Source organism: Xanthomonas sp. NCPPB 1068 (assembly GCF_041479385.2).
GTDB classification, from domain to species: Bacteria; Pseudomonadota; Gammaproteobacteria; order Xanthomonadales; family Xanthomonadaceae; genus Xanthomonas; species Xanthomonas cannabis.
Map to the genome: position 1 here is coordinate 4,138,754 of NZ_CM192986.1, position 22,902 is coordinate 4,161,655.

Genomic DNA, 22,902 nt, shown 5'->3' on the forward strand with positions numbered 1-22,902 from the left:
CCGGGATGATCGCGCACACGCGGCACTTGCAGCAAACCTCAGGTGTGCCGACTGCGTTGCACAGACCGGTCTTGGAAGCGCCTGCTTACGCACTGCGTTAACCGCCGCTACGCGCACCATGTGCTGCGCATCGGCTGATTGCGCGTCGCTCAGGAGGTCACATGCTCGACAATCCGCTCAACGGCCGTCGCATCCTGGTGGTGGAAGACGATTACCTGTTGGCCGAATCGCTCAACGACCTGCTGGTGGAAGCCGGTGTCCGCGTGGTGGGACCGGTGGGCAACGTTCCCGAAGCGCTGTCGCTGGTCGCGTCGGGCCAGGCCATCGATGGCGCGCTGCTGGACGTCAACGTGCGGGGGCAGGCGGTATTTCCGGTGGCAGACGCCTTGCTCGAGCGTGGCGTGCCCTTCTCATTCTGCTCCGGCTACGACCGCTACACCTTGCCGCCGCGCTTTGCGCATCTGTCGTACTGCATGAAGCCCTACAACCCGCGCACCATCACCACGCTATTGAGCGACCAGGCGCAAGCGGCCGAGCATCACTGACCGGCGGCATCGTTGCGGGACAGGTCGCCCGGCAGCATCTCCGCCTGGAGGCCATCGGCGCGGTGCTGCGCGCGCTCTTCTTCACCCAGTTGGTTGAGCAGCTCGGTGGCCGATTGATGTGCGTTGCGCAGCGTCTCCAGCGGTTTGGAGGCCTCGCTGCGCAAGGCATACAACGCAAAGCCCATCACATTGAGCCGGTTGCGCAACTGATGCAGCAGCTCGCGCCGCCGTCCCTGTGAAGCGTCGACCACTAGGCGTCCTTGTCGCTGAGGCGATTGTGCAGGGTGCGCACGCTGATCCCCAGTTCGCGTGCGGCCGCCTTCTTGTTGAAGCGCGTGCGTGCCAGCGCCGACTCGATCATGGCGTCCTCGGCCTGGCGCATGGTCCAGCCGGCCGGAATCAGCAACCCGTCTTCGTCGGCCTGCGGCACGGTCTGCTCCACATCCGGTGCACTGAGCTGATCGCCGTCCGAGCGCAGATACAGATAGTGGATGAACGAGCGCAGCTCGCGCACGTTGCCCGGCCAGGTGTGGTACGCCAGATAGCGCAGCAGCGACTTGGTCGGCAGCTTGCGCTTGCCGTACTTGACGTTGAGCTCGTCGATCACCCGCAGCCCCAGCACGCGCGCATCGCCGCGCCGCTCGCGCAGCGGCGGCACCTGGATCGGATACTCGTTGAGACGATAGAACAGGTCCTCGCGCAATACCGCCTGCTCGCGCTGTACATGCTGATGCGTAGCCGCCACCACGCGCGCGTCCAGCGGGATTTCTTCGTTCCCACCCACGCGCATGAAGCTGCGCGACTCGATCGCGCGCAGCAGGTAGACCTGCAGCCGCTTGGGCATCTCGCCGATCTCATCCAGAAACAGCGTGCCGCCGGCCGCCTGCTCGAGAAATCCGGCATGGCGGCGATCGGCGCCGGTGAAGCTGCCGCGCTCGTGGCCGAACAACTGGCTGGCCAGCAGCTCTTCCGGGATCGCGCCGCAGTTGACCGGCACGAAGCGGCCGCGACGGCCGGACACCCGATGGATGGCACGCGCCACCAGATCCTTGCCGGTGCCGGTTTCGCCGGTCACCAGCACATTCAGATCGGTTGGCGCCACGCGCACGATGTCCTTGCGCAGCATCACGATGCTGTCGCTGTTGCCGACGATGCCGAGGTTGCCCTGCTGCGCTTCGCGCAGGCCGCCGAGCACCCGCTCCAGGCGCTCGGGCGCGAACGGCTTGGTCAGGAACTCGCTGACGCCGAACTGGTGGGCGCGGCCCTGGGTTTCGCAGGCGTAATCGCCCGAGACCACCACGATCTGCGGGGTGTGGTCCGGGTCGAGCCGTTCGATGAGATCGAAACCGCTGCCGTCGGGCAGGCCAACGTCCACGACCAGCAGGTCGGGAAAGTTGCTGTCCAGCCAACGGCTGGCTTCGCCAAGGGTGTGGATGCCCTTGGCACGGAAGCCGCTATCGGTGGCCAACTCCACCACCTGATCGCAGAACTCCACGTCGTCGTCGATGATGGCGCAGGAAAGACGGTCCATGAGCGCTTCTGTCCGCAATGACTAATACATGTTCAGTTGAGAATTGTGACGGCGGCGCGAAAAAGCGCCTGCGTGTCACCACGAGATTGCACGTTGCGGTCACGACCATCGTGATCGTACGGCGCCCTTCCCCCAAGTCGAGCTCGCCGGGTTGATGTGCCCGAAGTACGCACGGCTGCGCTGGAATTTGCCAGTGCCAAGGGTCATGGTCGGGGCCGGTCGCCGTTCCGGGAATGTCGAAACGCCAAACAGTGCAAGGTTTGCGACTGCTGCAGCGCGCCGTCGGCGTCAGGTCATGTGATCGAGCCAGTGGATCAGCTCGCTGGCGTGTTGCAGGGCGTCGGGATGTGGGCCGTTGCCGACGCGAGTGGCCGCAGCTGCAGCCGGAACAGCCCGTTCGATGACGATGTCGGGCCCGCTGGGTTACCCACAGCCTACGCACACCGTGTGGAGAGCGCGTGCACGGCGCGCTCACGTGCCTGTTCCGTGTTGCCGCAGACAGTGGCGCCATTGCGTCGCAAGAGGTGTCCCATGCAGGCAGTTTCCGCACATCGCCCGGCCGATGTGCAAGACCAACTGGAGTACTGGCGCGGCGAACATCGCCGCGGACAACTCGGGTATTACCCGTTCGACGGCGTGCCCGATGCCACCGTGCGCGCAGTGTGCGCGGCCTACAACGCCCGCCCGCAGCTCAGCGAACAAGAGGCGATCAAGGCAGTCCGCGATGCGCTGTGCCTGACCCCGGGCTCGATGAACGCTGCACTGGCAGACTGGCTGGCGCCACGCTGCCTGCGTCATCTGCGCAGCGCCTGAGGTCGCCTGCGCTGAGGTGCGGCCCGTGCACGGTCACCGGCGATTCCCTGCGTCGCAGCCGCGTCCGGTGCAGCAGGTCACGCTTTTTGCGGTCGCATGCGCGCACGCTGGCGACAGACGCCCGACGGCGCGCGCGGCGTCCCATGCAGGCGGCACCGACATGCGCCGGTGTCATCTCGCGCCCGCCCTGACCACCTTGCCTTGACCACCGTGACCACGCTCACGCGCACCCGGCATTAGGGAGACCCCCGTGGAAGCGCTGCTGCTATCCCGTATCCAGTTCGCCTTTGTCATCTCGTTTCACGTGCTGTTCCCCGCGTTCACCATCGGGCTGGCCAATCTGCTCGGGTTTCTGGAGTGGCGCTGGCTGCGCACGCACGACGCGCTCTGGAAGCGGCTGTATTTCTTCTGGCTGCGCATCTTTGCGGTGTCCTTCGGCATGGGTGTGGTCAGCGGCATCGTGATGGCATTCCAGTTCGGGGCCAACTGGCCCGAACTCAGCCGCATCGCCGGCAGTGTGATCGGGCCGCTGCTGAGCTACGAGGTGCTGACCGCGTTCTTCCTGGAGGCCAGCTTCCTGGGCGTGATGCTGTTCGGCTGGGGACGCGTCTCGGAGAAGCTGCACTTCTTTGCCACCTGCATGGTGGCGATCGGCACGCTGGTGTCCACGTTCTGGATCCTGGCGTCCAACAGCTGGCTGCATACACCGCAGGGCTACGCGATGGTCAACGGCATCGTGCAGCCGGTGCGCTGGATGCAGATCATCTTCAACCCCTCGTTTCCGTATCGCCTGGCGCACATGGCGCTGGGCTCGTTCATCACCACCTGCTTCGTGGTGGGCGGCGTGGGAGCGTATTACCTGCGTCGGGGCCTGCATGTGGACGCCGCGGCGCGCATGTTGCGGCTGGCGGTGGCGTTTGCGGCGATCGTATTGCCGATCCAGGTGCTGGTCGGCGACCAGCATGGCTTGAACACGCTCGAACATCAGCCCTTGAAGGTGGCGGCGATGGAAGCGCACTGGCATCGGCAGGCCGACGGCGCCGGCGTCCCGCTGGTGGTGTTTGCCGTGCCCGATGCCGAGGCCGAGCGCAACGACTACGAGGTGGCGATTCCGCGGCTGGGCAGCGTGATCCTGACCCACACGACCGATGGCGACATCACGCCGTTGACCTCGGTACCGCGCGATCAGCGACCGCCGGTGGCGCCGGTGTTCTTCGCCTTCCGCATCATGGTGGGGTTGGGGGTGGCGATGTTGTTGCTGGCCTGGGTGTCTGCGCTTGCCTGGTGGCGCGGGCGCTTGCATGCCAGGGCCCTGGTGCTGGCCTGGAACGTCATGCTGCCGGCCGGTTTCATCGCGCTGGTGGCCGGTTGGTTCGTCACCGAGATCGGGCGGCAACCGTGGGTGATCTATGGGCTGCTACGCACCGCCGACGCGGTGGGTGCGCAGTCCACCGCCACCGTGGCGGTGTCGTTGCTGGTGTATGTGCTGGGCTACGCCTTCGTGTTCGGGTTCGGCATCTTCTATCTGGTCAAGCTGGTGCGTGCGGGCCCGCAAGCCAGCCGCGACGGCCCGGATGTGGCCGGCGGCGAGCACACGCCGGCGCGCCCGCTGTCGGCAGCAGATACCGCATTGGAACAGGAGAACACTCCATGGAACTGAGCTACTGGTTGCCGGTGGTGTGGTTTGGCGTGATCGGCTTTGGGGTGCTGATGTACGTGGTGCTGGATGGCTTCGTCCTGGGGCTGGGCATGCTGGCACCGTTCGCACGCGACGAGCAGGAGGTGGATCTGATGATGAACACCGCCGCGCCGATCTGGGATGGCAACGAGACCTGGCTGGTGCTTGGCGGGGCCGGATTGTTCGCCGCCTTTCCGGCGGCCTATGCGGTGATCCTGTCGGGACTGTACCTGCCGGTGCTGCTGATGGTGATGGCGCTGGTGTTTCGTGGCGTGGCGTTCGAGTTCCGCTTCAAGGCGCAGCGCTCGCGCCGGCTGTGGACGCTGTCATTCATCGGCGGCTCGATCCTCACCGCCTTCGCACAGGGCATCATCCTGGGCGCGCTGGTGGAAGGCATGCCGCTGGACAACGGCCGCTACACGGCCGGGGTATTCGGCTGGTTCAGTCCGTTCACCATCCTCACCGGTGCGGCGCTGGTGTTCGGCTACGCCCTGCTCGGCAGCACCTGGCTGATCCTCAAGACCGACGGCCGCACCCACACCCTGGCACGGCAACTCACCAAGCCGCTGGTCGGGGTGGTGGTGACATTCGTGGTGCTGGTCAGCGCCTGGCTGCCGTTCCTGAGCTCGCACGTGATGGCGCGCTGGTTCGCGCATGGCAACTTCTGGTGGCTGTCACCCATTCCGGTGGTCACCGCAGCGGTGGCGCTGGCGTTGTGGCGCAGCAGCGACCGCTCACGCCATGACGCGGTGCCCTTCCTGCTCACGCTGGCCATCTTCGTGCTGGGCTTCATCGGGCTGGTGCTGGGCATGTGGCCGTATCTGGTACCACCGACCTACACCATCTGGCAGGCGGCCGCGCCCACGTCGTCGCAGATGTTCCCGATGGTCGGGCTGATCGTGCTGCTGCCGCTGGTGCTGGGCTATACGGTGTGGTCGTACCGCGTGTTCCGCGGCAAGATCGCGGCCGATGTGGGATATCACCACCATCACTAAAAGTGGCCGCTGAGTGCGGCCGCAGTGCATCGATCGTGGTACCGCAGGCATGGCGCCGGGCGATGCGCCCAAAACGCACAGTGCCCGCATCTGCGGGCACCGTGCATGCTGCGCGCTGTGCGGTGTCAGCGCTTTTCCGAGCCGTCCGGACGTTCGTAATCGTGCTCGGGGTCGGCCTTGTTCACATCCGGGTCCTCGTCGGGCATGTCGTGCACCTTCCACTCCACGTTCTCGTTGCGCTTTTCCTGCGGCGTAAACGGCTTGCTCTGATCGTCGTCAGGGCCCCACGGCTTTTTCGGTTCGCTACCCATGTTCGTCTCCTGCGCGTTCGTCGTGGCCCCAACCTAGGCAGGCGCGCATTGCAACGCGGTGAACGCCGCCCGGTGACGGCGTGAAGTGGTGCGTATCGACACCAACGGCCGCGCCCGCCTGGCGGCGCCCTGCGAGGGTGCCGTTGCGGTTACCCGCCGGTCTGGGAATGCGGTGCCCGCACCGGCTTGGATTGGGGCGAATCCTTCTGCCGCAGCCAGATGGTCAACACCACCAGCGAGAACACCGCCAGGAACTCGCTCTGCCAGTTCTGCATCGACTCGAACCAGAAGCCGGCGTCGGTGAAATGCGCGAACACGCTGATCGGCGGCAAACCTTTTTGTGCACGCTCCAGCAGTTCCAGCCGCCAGCTGCCGATCAGATGCAGCACAAAACTCATCAGAAACAGCGCGCCGAACGCAATCGCCAGCGAATGCTCGTACAGCCGTCGCCATACGCCGCCTGCGCGTACGGGCCATGGCGTGGTGCCGGGTTTGATCTCGGTACGCTCCTCGTCGGGATCGAGCGGACGCGATTCGGCCGACCCCACCTGACGCAGCCTGACGGTCAGCAGCACGTACATGCCCATCTGCAGGAATTCGCTCTCCCAGTTCTCGAACAGCGCGGACATGAAGTGCGGGCTGTGCAGATAGGCCGCCAGCTGCAAGGTGGGCAGCCCCTGTTCGCGGAGTTCCGCGTTATAGGCATGCAGACCCGCGTAGATCTGGCATCCGATAAAGAACAGCGTCAACGCAAGCAGACACAACGACAGCCCGTTACGGCGAAAGAACATGGGTGACCTCCTGCAGGTGCGCGCAGTATCGAGTGCTGCCGGCAAAAGCGCATGAAGGTTTGGTCAAGCGCCAGCAGTGCGTTGCGCGGTACGACCGATGGCGTGAATGCAGCGGCGCGTGTGGGGCTGCCAGCACACGCGCCGCTGACATCGCCTCACCCGGATGTTTACGTCTGCATGTCCACACTGGCCGTCAACCCGAGCTTCCACCGCAACCGTCAGGAGACGACCATGCCCGTACCCAACTATCCGCGCCCGCCCTTCAAGCCGCAGCCGCAGAGCTTCCCCGGCCGCACCGAACAGATGGACCCGCGTCCGGACCATGGCGAAGACAGCTATGTCGGTCACGGGCAACTCAAGGGCAAGCGTGCACTGATCACCGGCGGCGACAGCGGCATCGGCGCGGCGGTGGCCATTGCCTACGCCCGCGAAGGTGCAGACGTGGCAATCGCGTTCCTGCCCGATGAGCAGGAAGATGCGGCCAAGATCGGCGCGCTGATCGAGAAGGCCGGCGTCAAGGCGCTGCTGGTCGGTTGCGATATCAGCGACCCGAGCCAGGCGGCAGCGTTGATCGACAAGGTCGACAGCACCTTCGGCGGGCTGGACATCCTGGTCAACAATGCCGGCTACCAGAAGTATTTCGAAACCTTCGAGGACATCACGCTGGACGAATGGCGCAAGACCTTCGACACCAACGTGCATGCCGTATTCAACCTGGTGCGCCTGTCTGCGCCGTTGATGACCGATGGTGGCTCCATCATCAACACCGCGTCGGTGCAGTCCAAGAAACCCACGCCGAACATCCTGCCCTACGCTGCCACCAAAGGGGCGCTGGCCAACCTCACCATCGGCCTGGCCGGTGTGTTGGCGGAGAAGAACATCCGCGTCAACGCGGTACTGCCGGGGCCGATCTGGACCCCGTTCATTCCCTCCGGCATGGATGATGAGTCGGTGGAGAATTTCGGCTCGCAAACGCCGATGGGCCGGCCCGGTCAGCCGGTGGAACTGGCATCGGCCTACGTGATGCTGGCGTCCGACACGGCCAGCTACACCTCCGGCACCTTGCTGACCATTGCCGGCGGCGCCGTCACGCTCTGACGCCTGCGCGTTGCAGAGCCCGCATCACCGATGAGGTGATGCGGGCTTTTTTTTGTCTGCAGAGATTCATTCCACCCGGTCGCGGTTGCTCGCAACGTCGTGCCAAGCACAGGGCGCGCGCGATCACGCCGGCCCTTATCGACCACATAACCGATGTGCAGCGCCGGCCTGCGCGACCTGCACTGCATCGGTCGGTCGCGTAGCACGGGCGATCGTCAACGTACCGTGCAGATGAGGTTCCGGTCAACGTCGCACTCGCGTGGCACACACCCACCGCTGCGACGGTTCTCACGCCCGGCGGCCTACCGTAGGTGGCGTTGGACCGTGATGCACACACCCCTTCCTCTTGCCCAGACCTGCCCGCCGATGTGCGTGGCACAGGTGCTCTGCACGGCTGGCGCGACATCACGCAACACGCATCGAGACATGCGAGGTGGTGCATCCGCGCCATAGGCAGGCCAGCGCATCCGCGCTCCCCACAAGGCAGACAACTATGAGAATTCTGGTCACCGGCGGCACCGGCTATATCGGCTCGCATACCTGCGTCGAACTGGCACGGCGTGGTCATGAGGTGTGCATCGTCGACAACCTCAGCAATTCGTCCGAGCGCGTGCTCGACCATCTGCAGCACCTGATGGGCTATCGGCCGGAATTCCACTGCATGGATGTGCGTGCGCCGGAGCTGGCCGAGCTGATGCGCAGCAAACGCATCGAGGCGGTGCTGCATTTTGCCGCGCTCAAGGCGGTGGGCGAATCGGTCCGCGAACCCTTGCTGTACTTCAACAACAACGTGACCGGCACGCTGGCGCTGCTGCGCGCGATGCGCACCGCCAAGGTGGCCAACCTGGTGTTCAGTTCGTCGGCGACGGTGTACGGCGACGCCAATACCAGCCCGATCGAGGAGAGCGCACCGCTGAAGGCGATCAACCCGTATGGCCGCACCAAGCTGATGATGGAAGAGATGATCGGCGACCTGAGTGCGGCCTGGCCGGAATTCAACGCCGCACTGCTGCGCTACTTCAACCCGGTCGGCGCGCATCCCAGCGGCTACCTCGGCGAGGATCCGCGCGGGGTTCCGAACAACCTGATGCCCTACATCGCGCAGGTAGCGGTCGGTCGTCGCGACGCCTTGCAGGTCTTCGGCGACGACTACCCCACCAACGACGGCACCGGTGTACGCGACTACCTGCACGTGATGGACCTGGCCCGCGCACACGTGGATGCCATCGACTACCTGCAGCGCGAGCGCACCGGCCTGGTGGTGAACTTGGGCACCGGGCGCGGCTATAGCGTGCGCGAGGTGGCGGCCGCATTCGAGCGCGCCAGTGGCCGGCGCATTCCGCTGTGCATCGCGCCGCGCCGCGAGGGCGATGTGGCGGTGTACTTCGCCAGTACCGCACTGGCCAACCGGCTGCTGGGCTGGACCGCCGAGTACGACCTGGACCGCATGTGCCGCGACACCTGGCGTTGGCAGTCGATGCATCCGCAGGGCTACGCCAACTCGCGTCTTGCGCGACAACGCACGCCATCTGCCATGCCGTCCGCTTCGCCCGGGCGCGATGCCGCGCGTGAGCTGGCGGCCCCGGCATGCCGTGCCTTGCCCGCGCCGGACACGCGCCGCCGCAGCGAGCCGTCACGCGCCCTGGTCCTTGCCGACGGCCTGTCGCGCGCATGAGGCGCAGTCACTTCTTTCCTAGCGAGGGCATTTCATGAGTTGGGCAGGTCAGTTTCAATACGCTATCGGCAAGACACGTCGTGCCGTCGCTTCCGACAGCGCACCGCAGTTCGATCCAGGCCGGCCGACGCTGTTATGTCTGTCGCACCTGCGCTGGAGTTTTGTCTACCAGCGCCCCCAGCATCTGATGTCGCGCTTTGCGCACGATGCGAACGTGCTGTTCTGGGAAGAACCCATCGCCTGCGACGAGCCCACTCCATGGCTGCAGGTGCGTGGCGAGGACGGCGGCGTGCACGTGCTGGTACCGCGCCTGCCGGCCGGCTGCGAGGGCGAGGCGGCGGTGCGTGTGCAACGCCAGTTGCTGGATGGCTACCTGACCGAACTGGGCGTTGCCGATCTGTTGCTGTGGTACTACACGCCGATGAGCCTGGGCTTCAGCGCGCATCTGCAGCCGCGCATCACCGTGTACGACTGCATGGATGAGCTGTCGGCGTTCCGCGGTGCGCCACCGGAGCTGGTCGAACACGAACGCACGCTGTTGCAACGTGCCGACGTGGTGTTTACCGGCGGCTACAGCATCTGGGAGGCCAAACGCGCACTGCATGGCAACGCGCATGCCTTTCCCAGTAGCGTGGACGTGGCGCATTTTGCCGCCGCACGTGCGCCGCAAACCGAGCCCGCCGATCAGGCCGGCATCGCGCATCCGCGGCTCGGCTTTTACGGGGTGATCGACGAGCGCTTCGATGTCGCGCTGCTGCGCAGCCTGGCTGCGCAGCGCCCGCACTGGCAGCTGGTGATGATCGGCCCGGTGGTCAAGATCGACCCCTCCGAGCTGCCGCGCGCGGACAACATCCATTACCTGGGCGGCAAGACCTATGACGAGCTGCCTGCGTATCTGTCCGGCTGGGACGTGGCACTGATGCCCTTTGCGATGAACGCGTCCACGCGCTTCATCAGCCCGACCAAGACACCCGAATACCTGGCCGGTGGCTGCCCGGTGGTGTCCACGCCCATCCACGACGTGGTACGTACCTATGGCGATACCGGCGTGGTGCGCATTGCCGACACGGCCGACGCCTTCATTGCCGCCTGCGAAGCCGCATTGCAGGACGGCGCCGACACCGAGCGCCTGTACGCGACCGCCGACCAGGTGCTGGGCGACATGTCCTGGGACCACACCTACGCATTGATGAAGGAGACACTCTCTTGGAACCAGTGATGCCTCACGGCAACGCCACCCTCCACGGCACGCCACCGCGCACCCGGACGCGGCGCGGCTTCGATTACCTGATCGTCGGTGCGGGCTTTGCCGGCAGCGTACTCGCCGAACGCCTGGCCGCCGGGCTGGGCAAGCGCGTGCTGGTGGTCGACAAGCGCCCGCATATCGGCGGCAACGCCTACGATTTTCATGACGATGCCGGCGTGCTGATCCATCGCTATGGCCCGCACATCTTCCACACCAATGCACAGCGCATCGTCGATTACCTGTCCAACTTCACCCAGTGGCGCCCGTACGAACATCGCGTGCTCGCGCAGGTGGGCGAGCAACAGGTGCCGATTCCGATCAACATGACCACGCTCAATCGCCTGTACGGCGTGCAGCTGACCAGCGAGGACGAGGCGGCAGCGTTTCTGGCCAGCCGCGCCGAGCCGGTGGCGGACATCCGGACCAGCGAGGACGTGGTGATCAACCAGGTGGGGCGCGAGTTGTACGAGACGTTCTTCCGTGGCTATACGCGCAAGCAATGGGGCCTGGACCCATCGCAGCTGGACAAGTCGGTGACTGCGCGCGTGCCCACGCGCACCAATGACGACGACCGCTATTTCACCGACACCTTTCAGCAGATGCCGCTGCACGGCTATACGCGCATGTTCGAGCGCATGCTCGATCACCCCAACATCAAGGTGATGCTCAATACCGATTTCCGCGAGATCCGCGACGAGCTGGAGTACGACCAGCTGGTGTACAGCGGGCCGGTGGACGAATACTTCGACTACTGCTACGGCAAGCTGCCGTACCGCTCGCTGCGCTTCGAACACAGCACGGTGGAGCAGGAACGGTTCCAGGCGGTGGCGACAGTCAATTATCCGGCCGAGGATGTGGCCTACACCCGCATCACCGAGTACAAGCATCTCACCGGCCAGCAGCATCCCAGCACCAGCCTCACCCACGAATACCCGTCGGCCGAGGGCGACCCGTATTATCCGATCCCGCGTGCCGAGAACGCCGAGCTGTACCGCCGCTACGAGCGGCTGGCAGCGGAAACGCCCGATGTCACCTTCCTGGGGCGCCTGGGCACCTACAAGTACTACAACATGGATCAGGTGGTGGGCCAGGCGCTGGCGGTGTACAAGCGCATCGAAGAACGCGAGCAGCACGCGCCGGCCGCGCTGGCGGTCTGATCGGCTCCCCTGCCCTGCAGCAGTCCCGCTGCAGGGCCGTTATCGACGCGATGCCGCTACCAGCGGTGCGCGTGCAGCAGGATGGTAGATGCACACCCCCACAGTGTTCGACAGTTTCTTCATGGCGGGGTTCGAGTGTTCGAGCCATCGCCGTCGCGACGGCCGCCGGCTGGATCTGCTGGCCGGCACCCGGCACGACCGCTGGGCGGCCAACGACTATGCCGCCGTCGGCACGCACGGTCTGCGCACCGCACGCGACGGCCTGCGCTGGCACCTGATCGAGCAGCGTCCCGGCCACTACGACTGGTCCAGCTTCCTGCCGATGCTGCATGCCGCCCAGGCCACCGGCACCCAGGTCATCTGGGACCTGTGCCATTACGGCTGGCCGGACGATGTGGACATCTGGACCCCGCAGTTCGTCGAGCGCTTCGCGCGGTTTGCCGCGGCAGCCGCGCAATGCATCAGGAACGAAACCGATGCGGTGCCGTTCTATGCGCCGCTCAACGAGATCTCGTTCTGGGCGTGGAATGGCGGCGATCACGCGCGCATGCATCCGATGGCACGTGGACGCGGGTTCGAGCTCAAGCACCAGCTGGTGCGCGCTACCATCGCGGCCATCGATGCGGTGCGCCGGGTCGAGCCGCGCGCACGCTTCGTGCAGGTGGATCCGGCCATCCACGTGGCCGCCCCCAACGACCGCCCCGGCCCGCGCCGCGAAGCCGAACGCCTGCGCCTGGCGCAATTCGAGGCCTGGGACATGGTCTGCGGCCGGCAATGGCCGGGGCTGGGCGGTGCGCCGGAGTATCTGGACATCATCGGCGTCAATTACTACTCCGATAACCAGTGGTACCCCGGTGGCACGCCGATCCTGCGCAGTTCGCCGGATCACCGCGCGTTTTCGGCCATCCTGGGCGAATTCTGGCAGCGCTACCAACGCCCGATGATCGTGGCCGAAACCGGCGCCGAGGCCGACCAACGCGCCCCCTGGCTTGCGCATGTCTGCGACGAAGTGGCGCTGGCCCTGCAGCACGGCGTGGCCATGGAAGGGATCTGCCTGTATCCGGTGCTGGACTACCCGGGCTGGGACAACTACCGGCATTGCCCCACCGGCCTGCTCGGCTACGCCGATGAACACGGCCAGCGCCCCGTCGATGCCCCCCTGGCGGCGCAGCTCAGGCGCGAACACGACCGCTTCGGCCTGCGTGCACCGCAGTTCCCGCTCGCGGACATGGCCACGTGAGCACATCCACGCAGCCGGACCTGTTGCCGGATACGCCGGCGCGCTTCCTGTGGCACTACATCTGCCAACGTCCCTGGCACTTCGGCGGCCTGCTGGTGCTGATCATCGGTGCGGCCGGTTGCGCGGTGACGGTGCAATACGGCATGAAGATGCTGGTCGATGCGATGGCCACCGAACAGCGCGAGCAAGCCGATGTGTGGCTGCCGCTGGGCGTGTTCATCGGCCTGATCGCAGTGGAAAACCTGTTCTGGCGGCTGGGCGGCTGGCTGGGCTGCCGCACCGTGGTGGCCAGCGTGGTGGATATCCGGGTAGACCTGTTCCGCCACCTCACCGGCCACCCGATGCGCTATTTCACCGAGCACTTTGCCGGCGCGCTGGGCAACCGCATCTCCGCACTTGGCGGGGCGGCCGGGCAGATCTACGGCGGGCTGGCCTGGAAGATCCTGCCGCCCATCGTGGATTTCATCGGTGCCGTCGTGTTGCTGTTCACCGTGGACTGGCGCATGGCGGCCACCTTGATCGGCTTTGTTGCGCTGGTGGCGGCCATCATCACCAGCTTCGGCATCCGCGGGCGTGCCAAGCATCAGCGGTTTGCCGCGCAGGCCGCGCGGGTGGGTGGCGAGCTGGTGGATGCGGTGTCCAATGTCTGGACGATCAAGGCGTTTGCCGCACGCGACCGCGAAAGCGCGCGGTTGGCCGAACAGATCGGCCATGAAGCGGTCGCGCATCGGCGCAGCTGGATGTACGTGGAAAAAGCCCGCGTGATCCACGACATCTGCCTGTCGCTGATGGCCGGCGGCATGCTGCTGTGGGCGATCAGCATGTGGCGCGGCGGCGCGGTCAGTGCCGGCGATGTGGTGCTGGTCAGCGCATTGACCTTCCGCATCCTGCACGGCTCGCGCGACCTGGCGCTGACCCTGGTGGACACCACCCAGCAGCTGGGCGCGATCGCCGACACCTTGCAGATCATCCTGCAGCCGCATGCCATCGTCGATACGGATGCGCCGCTGGCGCTGGCCGAAGGCGATGTGCGCTTCGAGCAGGTGCGCTTTGCCTATCCCGAGCGCGAGGCAGTGCTGGATGGGCTGGACCTGCATATTCCCGCCGGCCAGAAGGTGGGCATCGTCGGCCCGTCCGGTGCCGGCAAATCCACCCTGATCGCGCTGATCCAGCGTCTGGACGACGTGGAATCCGGCCGCGTGCTGATCGACGGGCAGGATATCCGCGGCGTCAGCCAGGACAGCCTGCGCGAAAAGATCGCGGTGGTGCCGCAGGAAACGGCGCTGTTCAACCGCAGCATCGGCGACAACATCCGCTATGGCCGTCCCGACGCCAGCGACGCGGAGGTCCACCAGGCCGCGCGGCATGCATTCTGCGATGGCTTCATCCGTCAGCTGCCGGAGGGCTACGACACCCAGGTCGGCGAGCGCGGGGTGATGCTCTCCGGCGGGCAGCGCCAGCGGCTGGGCATTGCGCGCGCGTTCCTGAAGGATGCGCCGATCCTGATCCTCGACGAAGCCACCTCGGCGCTGGATACCGAGTCGGAAGCGGAAATCCAGGCGGCGCTGGATCACCTGATGCGCGACCGTACCGTGCTGGCAGTGGCGCACCGCCTGTCCACCGTGATCGGCTTCGACCGCATCGTGGTGCTGCAGGATGGCCGCGTGGTGGAAGACGGCGCACCGGCGGCGCTGCGTGGGCGTGGCGGTGTGTTCGATGGCCTGTGGCAGCGGCAGGCTGCCGGCTTCGAACAACCCTTGTCCGCCGCGACCTAGTGCACTGCGGCAACGATTGCCGCTGCTTCAGTCTGCTATTTCACTGAACATCGCACACACAACAGGCAGCCAAGGCTGCCTGTTGTGTGCATCGCTCCGCTCAGTGCGGTGGTCGGTAGTCGCGTAGCTTGGTGGTGACGTTGCCGATTTCCTGCACCGCTTTCTTGAGGTCGTCTTCGGACATCCCCAATTCGCGCGCCCAGTACTGCAACTCCCATTCCTCACTGATGCTGACCGTGTGCATGTCGGTGGGTTGCCGGTTTGCGTCCTGTGGTTCGCCCATGGCGATCTCCGCTATCGAAGCAGAAGGTCCAAGCCCGCCTCAGTGCGGCGGGGTCTGCTTGGTGCTCAGGGTCTTGGCATGTTCCAGATGCTCGGCAATGGTCTCGCGTGCACGCTGCAGCTCCTTGCCCAGGTCGCTGGAACCAGGCTCGCTGCTCAGCTGCGCATCGAGGAGCGCCAACGCCTGCTCGTGGCTGCTGATGGCGGTCTGCAGGTACTGCTTTTCGAACGCCTGGCCATGCAGCGGTTCCAGCTGGTCCCGTGCTGCCTTGGAACGCACGGACGCCGCCTGCCCCAGGCTGCCGCTGCGATCGGGTGCGAAGCGGCTGAGATCGGTCAGTGCGGCACTGTGCGCTTCGTCCATCTTGCGCGCAAAGTCCAGCACTTCGCCCTCCACGCCCTTGACCACGGCCAGCTGCGCCAGCGTGCGCTCCTGCTCGTTGAAGATGGCCAGTGCGCCCAGCGCCTGCTTGCGGTCGCGCGCATCACCCACGCTGTCGCGCAACGGGTCGCCGTGCGGCGGCGTTGCGCCGATGGCGGCCTGCCCACTCTGCCGATCCTGCTGTGCGCCTTCATTCGCCTGGCCCTGGCGGCGTTGCCACGCCTTGTAGGCCACATAGCCCACGGCGCCGGCGGTCACCATCTTGAAAAGTCCCATGCATGTCTCCTTGAGTGGTCGCCATCTGGCGATCGTTGATTGTCGGTTCGCCCCACTGCAGACGGGCTCGCATGCAGAACGGCGTGGACATTTAGCGTGCGAGCGCACGGGTTATCCAGCCGTGACTTGCGCATCAACGGCGCGTGGCCGCCGGCCGCCGTGCACGCCATGCCCACGCACCGTGCTGACGCCCTTAACGCGCCTGCCCGAACACTGTTGTGCGTTGCCGCAACCCACGGCCCAACAGGAGATCGATATGCTTGCCCTCAACTATCACGGCTCACGCGATGTGCGGGTCGAAACCGTGCCGGACCCGGTGCTGGTGGAACGCGATGACCTGATCCTGCGCGTCACCGCCACTGCCATCTGCGGATCGGATCTGCATCTGTACCGCGGCAAGATTCCGGATCTGCGGCATGGCGACATCCTCGGCCACGAATTCATGGGCATTGTCGAGGACGTCGGCCCGGACGTGACCGCTGTCAAACGCGGCGACCGGGTGGTGATTCCGTTCGTGGTGGCCTGCGGGCAGTGCTTCCATTGCATGCTGCAGGAATTTTCTGCCTGCGAAACCACCAACACCGGCAAGGGCGCCGCGCTCAACCACAAGGACATGCGCCCGCCTGCGGCCTTGTTCGGTTTCAGCCATCTGTACGGCGGGCTCTCCGGTGGCCAGGCCGAATATGTGCGCGTCCCCAAGGCCAATGTCGGGCCGCTGGTGGTGCCTGATGCACTGCACGACGAGCAGGTGTTGTTCCTGTCCGACATCCTGCCCACCGGTTATCAGGCCGTGGTCGACGCCGGGGTCAAACAAGGCTCCACGGTGGCGATCTTCGGTGCCGGCCCGGTCGGTCTGATGGCCGCGGCATGCTGCCGCATGCTCGGCGCCGAGCGCATCTTCATGGTCGACCGGCATGCCTATCGCCTGGATTTCGCGTCCAAGGCCTATGGCGTGATTCCGATCAATTTCGATGAGATCGACGACCCGGCCGATGTGATCGTCTCGCAGACCGATGGCCGCGGTGTGGATGCCAGTATCGAAGCGGTCGGCTTCGAGGCCGAGGGCAGTGCGCTGGAAACCACGCTCACCAACTTGAAGCTGGAGGGCAGCAGCGGCGTGGCGATCCGCCAGTGCATCGCCGCCACCCGGCGCTGCGGCGTGGTCAGCGTGCCGGGCGTGTACGCCGGTTTCATCCACGCCTTCATGTTCGGCGACGCATTCGACAAGGGACTGAGCTTCAAGATGGGCCAGACCCATGTGCAAAAGCACATGCCGCATCTGCTCGAACGCATCGGCAATGGCGATCTCAAGCCCAGCGCCATCATCTCCCACCGCATGCCGCTGGCCGATGCAGCGCGCGGCTATGAGGTGTTCGACAAGAAGCAGGACGATTGCCGCAAGGTGGTGTTGACGCCGTAAATCTCGGCCAGGCGGACGAACAAAGGCGCGGTCACCGACCGCGTCTTTGTTGTTTTCGCGCTTCAACTGCTGCGGTGCGATGCGGCGTAAAACTCGCCAAGCAAACATCGGCACACCTGCATGCAGAGCGATGCGCACACGCCGCCTCGCGCAAGAACGCGCAGGCGGCGTCTGTGCGCAGCCGCTCAGTCCAGCGGCTTTGCAGGCACGAACGGCGATACCGGATCGCTGGCCGGGAAGGTTTCTTCCACCGCCTCGTCCTGCAGCGCGTCCTGCTTCTTCTTGTCGCTGTGGTCCTGATCGTGGCCTGTGGCCTGATCGTGTGCGGACGGAATCTGATTGGATGGGCTCATACCTGTCTCCTGTGACGTACATCGGTACTGCCCACGCTACGGCGCCGCAGCGATCGCACAGGTGAAAACCGTCTTCGCATGGGCGCGACAAAGGCAACCGTTGGCAACGCCGCCGTAGTGTGCGTTTCGGCTTCCGCGTGACAGACGGCATGACCAGCGACAAACGGGCGGCAACGATGCGTCGCCGATACATTCGCCGGGATCGCGATGGACGCAGCAATCCCCCATGTGCGGCACGCCGGATGGTGCGATGTGTCCCCTGACGTTGCATGTTCGCCCCGCGTCGCTGCCGCCGGAGATGCGCGCCACCAGGCGCAGGTTCACATCCTGGCGCGCCCAAGGTGTATGGTGCCAGTGCGCCTGACGCCCGGCGCCGCCCCCATTCTCTCTGGCCTCCCCATCAAGAATCTCTGCGAACGCTGCGACGCCGTCTGTTGCCGGCTCACCGTCATGGTCGATCCATCCGACCGCATCCCCAACCACCTGACCAGCGTGACACCGGAAGGTTGGCACGTGATGGCGCGCGATGAAGAAGGGTGGTGCGTGGCGATCGATGCGGCGCGGATGTGCTGCTCGATCTACGACACGCGACCGGCCATCTGCCGGCGTTTCGTCATGTCCGGCCCGTATTGCCGCGACGTGCGTGCCACCTACGACGATCAACGCCGGCGGGGCATCCCCTTGACGCTCTACAACGCATGAGGATTCGCGATGAGTAACTCCCGCCGCCAGTCGATGACCGTCAGCAATCAACCCGGCAAGCCGCGCCTGTCCGAACAGCGCCTGGCCGCCGATCTGGAAGCCTTCCAGCAGTCAGGCGGTGCGATCGAACGCCTGGGCGATACTCCGCTGCGGCGCGAAAAGACGCGCGGTGCGTCGACCGCGACACCGGCGACACCGGTCAAATCGGCCACTGACGCGGAATAGAACTGCGTGGAGCACGGGTGTCGTGCATCTCACTGCGCTGCACGGAATAGACCTGTGTTGGAGCACAGGCGGTAGGCATCTCGCCACGCTGCGTTGTGGCTCCAACGCTAGCGCCTGCTTGAGGGCCCACTGACTTATTCTGCGAATAGGTACTGCGCCGTAGCCGGCGCACGTGTGCCGGGTCGATCAGCGGGCCTTACGCAAGCGCAGCGTCTGCACAGCCGCTGTTCACATTGCCCTCGCGCAACCCCGCCTTCTGCTGCCGCCGCGTCGCCAGGTAGTGCCGCCACCGCGCATTCAATGCATCACACAGCTGCTCGGCTACCAGCGACTCGTGTGCACTGGCCAGATTGAACTCACGGTGCCAGTGGATGCCCGTTTGCCCGCCCGGCCAGGGCGCCATCCGGTAGCCTTGCGGCAGCGCAAGCCCGGGGAGGGTGGCACCGCACAGCATTTGCCCGTCGTGCGGCCCGCCAACCAGATGCACCCGCACGCCTTCTCCTGCTTCGTTCACAACCAAGCTCCTCAACGAGGTGCCGGACGTCCGCATCCGGCACGGGTGTTGGGGGCGCCATTGCGGGGGACTGCAACACCTCCGTGTGCAGCCTCACACTCAGCGCATCGCCCGATGGCGCCCCGATCGGCACCACGTGATCGAACCAGACCACGCGATGCCATCGACGGCGCTACGATAAAAACGGGCGCAGCAGGCGTGCGTGAACACGGCAGAAAAATTCAGTGATGGCGTGCCCGGATCGTGCGATCAAGGGACATAACGCAGGTGACGCCAGGCGGTTACAGCAACTGCGCGTGATCGATCGCGCCCAGCCCTTGTGCCAGAGAGGCCATTTCGTTGGCCAGGTCGATCAGGTTGCCGCCGGCCTGCGCCGCGATGCCCATGATGCGTTGGTACGCATCCCAGAAGTCCGGGCCGCTGCCGTACGCAGCATGGAACCCTTGCAGCTCCAAGACCAGCAGATCGGACACCTGCATGTCGGAGTGGTCCATTGCGTCACCTCGCTGGAAATTCCCCGGCCCGCAGCTTATACCCGTTCATTTGACAGAACCGGGTCAGCCAGACGACCGGGCGGGCGGCGCTGAATGGGTCACGCAGCGCGGCCGACGCCATCGTCGTGGCGGAACCTCCCATGCGCCACGCCATTCGCTGCGGCTCAGGCATGCATGCGTGCCGCCCGGGTGGCGCCGCGCAGTCCCTGCTCCAGACATTCCAGCAAGCGGCTCACCTTGGGCAGCAACTGCCGTGCGCGCATCCACACCAGATGCAGCGGCAGGCCATCGGTATCGCACTGCGGCAGCACCGTGACCAGACTGCCGCGCTGCAGATGGTCATCGATCAGCCAGGTCGGCAATTGTGCGATGCCCAGGCCGGCGGCCACCGCATCCACCTGTGCCTCGGCATTGCCCAACACCACGCGTCCGTGCATCGGCCGTTGCTCCACCGGCCCTTCGCCGTGGCGTAGCAGCCAGGGGCTGCTGCTGCCATCGGCCTTGGCATAGATCACCGCCGCGTGGTTCACCACCTCGTCGATCCGCTGCGGCGTGCCGCGCTGCGCCAGGTACTGCGGGGCCGCGCAGAACACGTAGGTTTCGTGGCCGAGATAGCGGTGGCCCAGGCTGCCGGGCCACTGCTCCGGCCCGCCGATCCGCACGGCCACGTCGATGCCCTCCTCGGCCATGTCGACGAAGCGGTCGGTAAACGACAGGCTCGGCTGCAGGCCGGGATGCTGCTGAAAGAACGGCAACAGCACCGGCAGCACCTTGCGCCGGCCAAAGCTCACCGGCACATCCAGCCGCAACCGGCCGGTGGGCGCCTGGCCCTCGGCGCGCAGCACGTGCTCGGCCTCCTCCAGTTCGTCGAGCACCTTGACGCACACCCGATAGAACGCCGCGCCGGCATCGGTCAGTTCCAGCCGCCGGGTGGTCCGTGCGAACAGGCGCACGCCCAGGCGCGCCTCCAGCCGGGCAATCGCCTTGCCGACCGCTGAGCTGGTCAGGCTGAGGCGCTCGGCGGCGGCGGTGAAGCTGCCGGCGTCGGCAGCGCCAACGAAGACATCGATGCCCTTGACGCGTTCGGAGGAATGCATGCTGACCCATTACAGAAGTGATGTCCGTAATCTACGGAAAATACTCCCGATATACGACTTCAGTTCTTTCTTACCATGGTCAGCCCTCATTCCGGCCGATGCCATGCCTGCTCTCCATTCCCTTCCAGCGACCAGCCCCGCCGCCACCGGGCGCAGCGGGCTGGCGATCTTCATCCTGGCGTTTGCCGCATTCGTGATCGTCACCACCGAGTACCTGATCGTCGGTCTGCTGCCCGGCCTGGCGCGCGACATGGGCATCTCGATCTCCGCTGCCGGCCAGCTGGTGACGCTGTTCGCCTTCACGGTGATGCTGTCCGGCCCGCCGCTGACCGCCTGGCTGTCGCACCTGGACCGCAAGCGCCTGTTCGTGGCGATCCTGCTGGTGTTCGCGGTGTCCAACGCCGTGGCTGCGCTGGCGCCCAACATCTGGGTGCTGGCGGTCGCGCGCTTTCTCCCGGCGCTGGCATTGCCGGTGTTCTGGGGCACCGCCAGCGACACCGCCGGGCAACTGGCCGGCCCGCAACAGGCCGGGCAAGCGGTGTCGCGGGTGTATCTGGGCATTTCGGCGGCGCTGCTGTTCGGCATTCCGCTGGGCACGGTGGCGGCCAACAGCATCGGCTGGCGCGGCGCGTTCTGGAGTCTGGCGGCGCTGTCGCTGGCGATGGCCGCCGCGTTGGCGCTGTGGATGCCGACTGTGGCGCGCACTGAGCGGGTCAACCTGCGCCAGCAGGCCGGGATCTTCACCGAGCGCTTCTTCCTGGCCAATGTGGCGTTGTCGGTGGTGGTGTTCACCGCCATGTTCACCGCCTACACCTATCTGGCCGACCTGCTCGAACGCAACGTGGGCGTGCCGGCGGCAAACGTCGGCTGGTGGCTGATGGGGTTCGGTGCGGTCGGCCTGATCGGCAATTGGTTGGGTGGCCGGGTGGTGGACCGCTCACCGCTGCGCGCCACGGCGGTGTTCCTGCTGTTGCTCGCGTTGGGCATGGCGTTGTGCGTGCCGGCGGCCGGCACCGGCGTGCTGCTCTGTCTGACCCTGGCGGTCTGGGGCATTGCGTATACCGCGCTGTTTCCGATCAGCCAGGTGCGGGTGATGCAGTCGGTCGGCCATTCGCAGGCATTGGCCGGCACCACCAACGTGTCGGCTGCCAATGCCGGCATCGGCGTCGGCGCCATCATCGGCGGGCTGGCGATTCCGGCCTGGGGGCTGGGCAGCATTGGCTACGTCGCCGCGGCGGTCGCCGTGCTGGGGGTGGTGCTGATTCCGTTGGTGCACCGCGCCCGGCGGTGAGTGGCGCGCCTGTGGCAAGGCTGCGCCCGGGCCATCAGGGGGCACGCGCGCCACATGGCAGCGGGTGACGCGCTGATCGGCGCCGGTGGCGCATGTGCCCCGCCACCTGCGCGCCCGGCGACCTGGAGCTGCCCCGCAGCGCCCCCTGACAGCACTGCACGCCAGCCCCTGCTGAATGCCGCCAGCCCAGGCAGCGCGGGCCTTGGCGCGGCGGCTGTGGCGCGCGCATTCCCGTGTAAAATGCGCGGTCTTTGACCGGAACAATGGCGAAAGCTGCTCCACGGGCGCCCCTCTCGGGCCCGGCGTTCATTAGCCTGCTCGCACGCCTCAGCGATGTCCGCGTCGCCCAGTCCAACCACGCGCTGGCCGACCGGCTGAGCCAATGGATCGACTGGACGCGTGCAGTGGCCGTGTCCAAGGCGCTGGATGGCAAGCTGCCCGACACCGATGACCTGCCCGAGCCGCGCCCGCTCGATGCCGACGCCTGCGCCCGCGTGCGCGCCGGTCTGGCAACCAGCAGCGTGGCCGATCTGGATGCGCTGGTGGCACGCCTGCGCACCGAAGCACGTGCTGCCACCGAGGCGGGCGCGGCGCCGCCGATGCCCGACTATGCCCCGTTCCGGCAGCATTACCTGGCCATGCAGCGCGCCATGCGCACTGCCACCGGCGATCTGCGCGGGCGGCTGCGCGACCTGCTGACGCTGGTCTCCAGTGAAATGGCACGGCTGGCCGAAGTGGATGCGGTGATGGAGCTGACCCTGAGCCCGCGCGAGCAGACCCTGTTGAACACCGTGCCCAGCCTGCTCGGCGCGCATTTCGAACGCCTGCGCCATGCCGCGCAGGCGCATCACCCGCCAGGCGATGACCAGGCCGCCGCGCGCGCGGTGTCCGATGGCTGGCTGGATGTTTTTCGCAAGGACATGCAGAGCGTGTTGCTCGCCGAACTGGATGTTCGTTTTCACCCGATCGAAGGCCTGCTTGCAGCGCTTCGTACCCGCTAACTGGGACGTC

General features: G+C 66.1%; 25 protein-coding genes. 15 read left to right on the forward strand and 10 right to left on the reverse strand.

What is annotated here, in order from left to right; all coding sequences use genetic code 11:
* Window positions 1–161: 161 nt before the first annotated feature.
* Complete coding sequence (locus ACCQ12_RS17510) at window positions 162–545, forward strand: response regulator (RefSeq protein ID WP_047694768.1); 384 nt, start codon at window positions 162–164, stop codon at window positions 543–545.
* Here ACCQ12_RS17510 and ACCQ12_RS17515 read toward each other — a convergent pair.
* Both ACCQ12_RS17515 and ACCQ12_RS17520 read right to left on the reverse strand, forming a co-directional pair.
* Complete coding sequence (locus tag ACCQ12_RS17515) at window positions 539–730, reverse strand: hypothetical protein (RefSeq protein ID WP_372383655.1); 192 nt, start codon at window positions 728–730, stop codon at window positions 539–541. The genes ACCQ12_RS17510 and ACCQ12_RS17515 overlap by 7 nt on opposite strands.
* A 65-nt stretch (window positions 731–795) precedes the next feature.
* Entirely contained in the window at window positions 796–2,076 is a 1,281-nt protein-coding gene (locus ACCQ12_RS17520; RefSeq protein WP_179456435.1) for a sigma-54-dependent transcriptional regulator, read from the reverse strand.
* 531 nt (window positions 2,077–2,607) lie between these two features.
* Between ACCQ12_RS17520 and ACCQ12_RS17525 the strand changes: the two genes are divergently transcribed.
* The 3 genes from ACCQ12_RS17525 to cydB all read left to right on the forward strand — a co-directional run bounded on the left by ACCQ12_RS17525 (window position 2,608) and on the right by cydB (window position 5,562).
* The gene (locus tag ACCQ12_RS17525; protein WP_047694764.1) at window positions 2,608–2,889 is read left to right on the forward strand and encodes a hypothetical protein; all 282 of its coding nucleotides are present in this window, start codon (window positions 2,608–2,610) and stop codon (window positions 2,887–2,889) included.
* A gap of 250 nt (window positions 2,890–3,139) precedes the next feature.
* A complete protein-coding gene (locus tag ACCQ12_RS17530; RefSeq protein ID WP_372382353.1) occupies window positions 3,140–4,549 on the forward strand; it encodes a cytochrome ubiquinol oxidase subunit I in 1,410 nt (469 codons plus the stop codon).
* A complete protein-coding gene (gene cydB, locus ACCQ12_RS17535; protein WP_047694760.1) occupies window positions 4,540–5,562 on the forward strand; it encodes a cytochrome d ubiquinol oxidase subunit II in 1,023 nt (340 codons plus the stop codon). The genes ACCQ12_RS17530 and cydB overlap by 10 nt, the downstream gene beginning before the upstream one ends.
* Window positions 5,563–5,687: 125 nt before the next feature.
* Here the strand turns inward: cydB and ACCQ12_RS17540 are convergent, their stop codons facing one another.
* Together ACCQ12_RS17540 and ACCQ12_RS17545 are read right to left on the reverse strand one after the other, a co-directional pair.
* Window positions 5,688–5,873 (reverse strand): hypothetical protein, encoded by a 186-nt coding sequence (locus ACCQ12_RS17540; RefSeq protein WP_039405975.1) that lies wholly within the window; start codon window positions 5,871–5,873, stop codon window positions 5,688–5,690.
* A 149-nt stretch (window positions 5,874–6,022) separates the two neighbouring features.
* A complete protein-coding gene (locus ACCQ12_RS17545; RefSeq protein ID WP_372382354.1) occupies window positions 6,023–6,664 on the reverse strand; it encodes a DUF6766 family protein in 642 nt (213 codons plus the stop codon).
* Window positions 6,665–6,895: 231 nt separating this feature from the next.
* Here ACCQ12_RS17545 and ACCQ12_RS17550 point away from each other — a divergent pair, with 231 nt between their 5' ends.
* The 6 genes from ACCQ12_RS17550 (at window position 6,896) to ACCQ12_RS17575 (ending at window position 14,855) form a co-directional block, all read left to right on the forward strand.
* Entirely contained in the window at window positions 6,896–7,762 is an 867-nt protein-coding gene (locus ACCQ12_RS17550; protein ID WP_047694815.1) for an SDR family oxidoreductase, read from the forward strand.
* Window positions 7,763–8,255: 493 nt separating this feature from the next.
* Window positions 8,256–9,437, forward strand: a complete 1,182-nt coding sequence (gene galE / locus ACCQ12_RS17555) for a UDP-glucose 4-epimerase GalE (protein WP_228334819.1) — start codon at window positions 8,256–8,258, stop codon at window positions 9,435–9,437.
* 34 nt (window positions 9,438–9,471) lie between these two features.
* The gene (locus ACCQ12_RS17560; protein WP_372382355.1) at window positions 9,472–10,656 is read left to right on the forward strand and encodes a glycosyltransferase family 1 protein; all 1,185 of its coding nucleotides are present in this window, start codon (window positions 9,472–9,474) and stop codon (window positions 10,654–10,656) included.
* On the forward strand, window positions 10,656–11,840 hold the full coding sequence (gene glf, locus ACCQ12_RS17565) for a UDP-galactopyranose mutase (protein ID WP_372382356.1): 1,185 nt from the start codon (window positions 10,656–10,658) through the stop codon (window positions 11,838–11,840). Before ACCQ12_RS17560 ends, glf begins: the two co-directional genes overlap by 1 nt.
* Window positions 11,841–11,928: 88 nt before the next feature.
* On the forward strand, window positions 11,929–13,080 hold the full coding sequence (locus tag ACCQ12_RS17570) for a beta-glucosidase (protein WP_047694750.1): 1,152 nt from the start codon (window positions 11,929–11,931) through the stop codon (window positions 13,078–13,080).
* Entirely contained in the window at window positions 13,077–14,855 is a 1,779-nt protein-coding gene (locus tag ACCQ12_RS17575) for an ABC transporter ATP-binding protein (protein WP_047694748.1), read from the forward strand. Before ACCQ12_RS17570 ends, ACCQ12_RS17575 begins: the two co-directional genes overlap by 4 nt.
* A 100-nt stretch (window positions 14,856–14,955) precedes the next feature.
* Here the strand turns inward: ACCQ12_RS17575 and ACCQ12_RS17580 are convergent, their stop codons facing one another.
* Together ACCQ12_RS17580 and ACCQ12_RS17585 are read right to left on the reverse strand one after the other, a co-directional pair.
* The gene (locus ACCQ12_RS17580) at window positions 14,956–15,138 is read right to left on the reverse strand and encodes a DUF3606 domain-containing protein (protein ID WP_047694746.1); all 183 of its coding nucleotides are present in this window, start codon (window positions 15,136–15,138) and stop codon (window positions 14,956–14,958) included.
* Window positions 15,139–15,177: 39 nt separating this feature from the next.
* Entirely contained in the window at window positions 15,178–15,795 is a 618-nt protein-coding gene (locus ACCQ12_RS17585) for a DUF4142 domain-containing protein (protein WP_179456425.1), read from the reverse strand.
* Window positions 15,796–16,051: 256 nt separating this feature from the next.
* Here ACCQ12_RS17585 and ACCQ12_RS17590 point away from each other — a divergent pair, with 256 nt between their 5' ends.
* Window positions 16,052–17,215, forward strand: a complete 1,164-nt coding sequence (locus tag ACCQ12_RS17590; RefSeq protein ID WP_039564011.1) for a zinc-dependent alcohol dehydrogenase — start codon at window positions 16,052–16,054, stop codon at window positions 17,213–17,215.
* Between the two features lie 185 nt (window positions 17,216–17,400).
* Here ACCQ12_RS17590 and ACCQ12_RS17595 read toward each other — a convergent pair whose 3' ends face one another.
* Complete coding sequence (locus ACCQ12_RS17595) at window positions 17,401–17,568, reverse strand: hypothetical protein (protein ID WP_068835607.1); 168 nt, start codon at window positions 17,566–17,568, stop codon at window positions 17,401–17,403.
* A gap of 345 nt (window positions 17,569–17,913) precedes the next feature.
* Between ACCQ12_RS17595 and ACCQ12_RS17600 the strand changes: the two genes are divergently transcribed.
* Both ACCQ12_RS17600 and ACCQ12_RS17605 read left to right on the forward strand, forming a co-directional pair.
* Window positions 17,914–18,270 carry a YkgJ family cysteine cluster protein gene (locus ACCQ12_RS17600; RefSeq protein WP_166749557.1) on the forward strand — a complete coding sequence of 119 codons (357 nt, stop codon included), beginning with the start codon at window positions 17,914–17,916 and terminating at the stop codon, window positions 18,268–18,270.
* A gap of 9 nt (window positions 18,271–18,279) precedes the next feature.
* Window positions 18,280–18,495: a hypothetical protein gene (locus tag ACCQ12_RS17605; RefSeq protein WP_372382357.1), complete on the forward strand. Its 216-nt coding sequence runs from the start codon at window positions 18,280–18,282 to the stop codon at window positions 18,493–18,495.
* A gap of 196 nt (window positions 18,496–18,691) precedes the next feature.
* On the opposite strand, the gene ACCQ12_RS17610 is transcribed toward ACCQ12_RS17605, so the two are convergent.
* The 3 genes from ACCQ12_RS17610 to ACCQ12_RS17620 form a co-directional block, all read right to left on the reverse strand.
* A complete protein-coding gene (locus tag ACCQ12_RS17610) occupies window positions 18,692–19,009 on the reverse strand; it encodes a lysozyme family protein (protein ID WP_372382358.1) in 318 nt (105 codons plus the stop codon).
* A 281-nt stretch (window positions 19,010–19,290) separates the two neighbouring features.
* A complete protein-coding gene (locus tag ACCQ12_RS17615; RefSeq protein ID WP_039405875.1) occupies window positions 19,291–19,503 on the reverse strand; it encodes a hypothetical protein in 213 nt (70 codons plus the stop codon).
* 164 nt (window positions 19,504–19,667) lie between these two features.
* Window positions 19,668–20,600: a LysR family transcriptional regulator gene (locus ACCQ12_RS17620; RefSeq protein ID WP_372382359.1), complete on the reverse strand. Its 933-nt coding sequence runs from the start codon at window positions 20,598–20,600 to the stop codon at window positions 19,668–19,670.
* Window positions 20,601–20,703: 103 nt separating this feature from the next.
* On the opposite strand from ACCQ12_RS17620, the gene ACCQ12_RS17625 reads away from it, so the two are divergent.
* Window positions 20,704–21,891 carry an MFS transporter gene (locus tag ACCQ12_RS17625; protein ID WP_372382360.1) on the forward strand — a complete coding sequence of 396 codons (1,188 nt, stop codon included), beginning with the start codon at window positions 20,704–20,706 and terminating at the stop codon, window positions 21,889–21,891.
* Between the two features lie 263 nt (window positions 21,892–22,154).
* Window positions 22,155–22,892: a DUF3348 domain-containing protein gene (locus ACCQ12_RS17630; protein ID WP_372382361.1), complete on the forward strand. Its 738-nt coding sequence runs from the start codon at window positions 22,155–22,157 to the stop codon at window positions 22,890–22,892.
* The last annotated feature ends 10 nt before the right edge of the window (window positions 22,893–22,902 follow it).

Coding starts and splice junctions, on each gene's coding strand:
- ACCQ12_RS17510 (WP_047694768.1), top strand. CDS start 162: ATGCTCGACAATCCGCTCAACGGCCGTCGCATCCTGGTGGTGGAAGAC.
- ACCQ12_RS17515 (WP_372383655.1), bottom strand. CDS start 730: ATGGGCTTTGCGTTGTATGCCTTGCGCAGCGAGGCCTCCAAACCGCTG.
- ACCQ12_RS17520 (WP_179456435.1), bottom strand. CDS start 2,076: ATGGACCGTCTTTCCTGCGCCATCATCGACGACGACGTGGAGTTCTGC.
- ACCQ12_RS17525 (WP_047694764.1), top strand. CDS start 2,608: ATGCAGGCAGTTTCCGCACATCGCCCGGCCGATGTGCAAGACCAACTG.
- cydB (WP_047694760.1), top strand. CDS start 4,540: ATGGAACTGAGCTACTGGTTGCCGGTGGTGTGGTTTGGCGTGATCGGC.
- ACCQ12_RS17540 (WP_039405975.1), bottom strand. CDS start 5,873: ATGGGTAGCGAACCGAAAAAGCCGTGGGGCCCTGACGACGATCAGAGC.
- ACCQ12_RS17545 (WP_372382354.1), bottom strand. CDS start 6,664: ATGTTCTTTCGCCGTAACGGGCTGTCGTTGTGTCTGCTTGCGTTGACG.
- ACCQ12_RS17550 (WP_047694815.1), top strand. CDS start 6,896: ATGCCCGTACCCAACTATCCGCGCCCGCCCTTCAAGCCGCAGCCGCAG.
- galE (WP_228334819.1), top strand. CDS start 8,256: ATGAGAATTCTGGTCACCGGCGGCACCGGCTATATCGGCTCGCATACC.
- ACCQ12_RS17560 (WP_372382355.1), top strand. CDS start 9,472: ATGAGTTGGGCAGGTCAGTTTCAATACGCTATCGGCAAGACACGTCGT.
- glf (WP_372382356.1), top strand. CDS start 10,656: ATGCCTCACGGCAACGCCACCCTCCACGGCACGCCACCGCGCACCCGG.
- ACCQ12_RS17570 (WP_047694750.1), top strand. CDS start 11,929: ATGCACACCCCCACAGTGTTCGACAGTTTCTTCATGGCGGGGTTCGAG.
- ACCQ12_RS17580 (WP_047694746.1), bottom strand. CDS start 15,138: ATGGGCGAACCACAGGACGCAAACCGGCAACCCACCGACATGCACACG.
- ACCQ12_RS17585 (WP_179456425.1), bottom strand. CDS start 15,795: ATGGGACTTTTCAAGATGGTGACCGCCGGCGCCGTGGGCTATGTGGCC.
- ACCQ12_RS17590 (WP_039564011.1), top strand. CDS start 16,052: ATGCTTGCCCTCAACTATCACGGCTCACGCGATGTGCGGGTCGAAACC.
- ACCQ12_RS17595 (WP_068835607.1), bottom strand. CDS start 17,568: ATGAGCCCATCCAATCAGATTCCGTCCGCACACGATCAGGCCACAGGC.
- ACCQ12_RS17600 (WP_166749557.1), top strand. CDS start 17,914: ATGGTGCCAGTGCGCCTGACGCCCGGCGCCGCCCCCATTCTCTCTGGC.
- ACCQ12_RS17605 (WP_372382357.1), top strand. CDS start 18,280: ATGAGTAACTCCCGCCGCCAGTCGATGACCGTCAGCAATCAACCCGGC.
- ACCQ12_RS17615 (WP_039405875.1), bottom strand. CDS start 19,503: ATGGACCACTCCGACATGCAGGTGTCCGATCTGCTGGTCTTGGAGCTG.
- ACCQ12_RS17620 (WP_372382359.1), bottom strand. CDS start 20,600: ATGCATTCCTCCGAACGCGTCAAGGGCATCGATGTCTTCGTTGGCGCT.
- ACCQ12_RS17625 (WP_372382360.1), top strand. CDS start 20,704: ATGCCTGCTCTCCATTCCCTTCCAGCGACCAGCCCCGCCGCCACCGGG.
- ACCQ12_RS17630 (WP_372382361.1), top strand. CDS start 22,155: ATGGCGAAAGCTGCTCCACGGGCGCCCCTCTCGGGCCCGGCGTTCATT.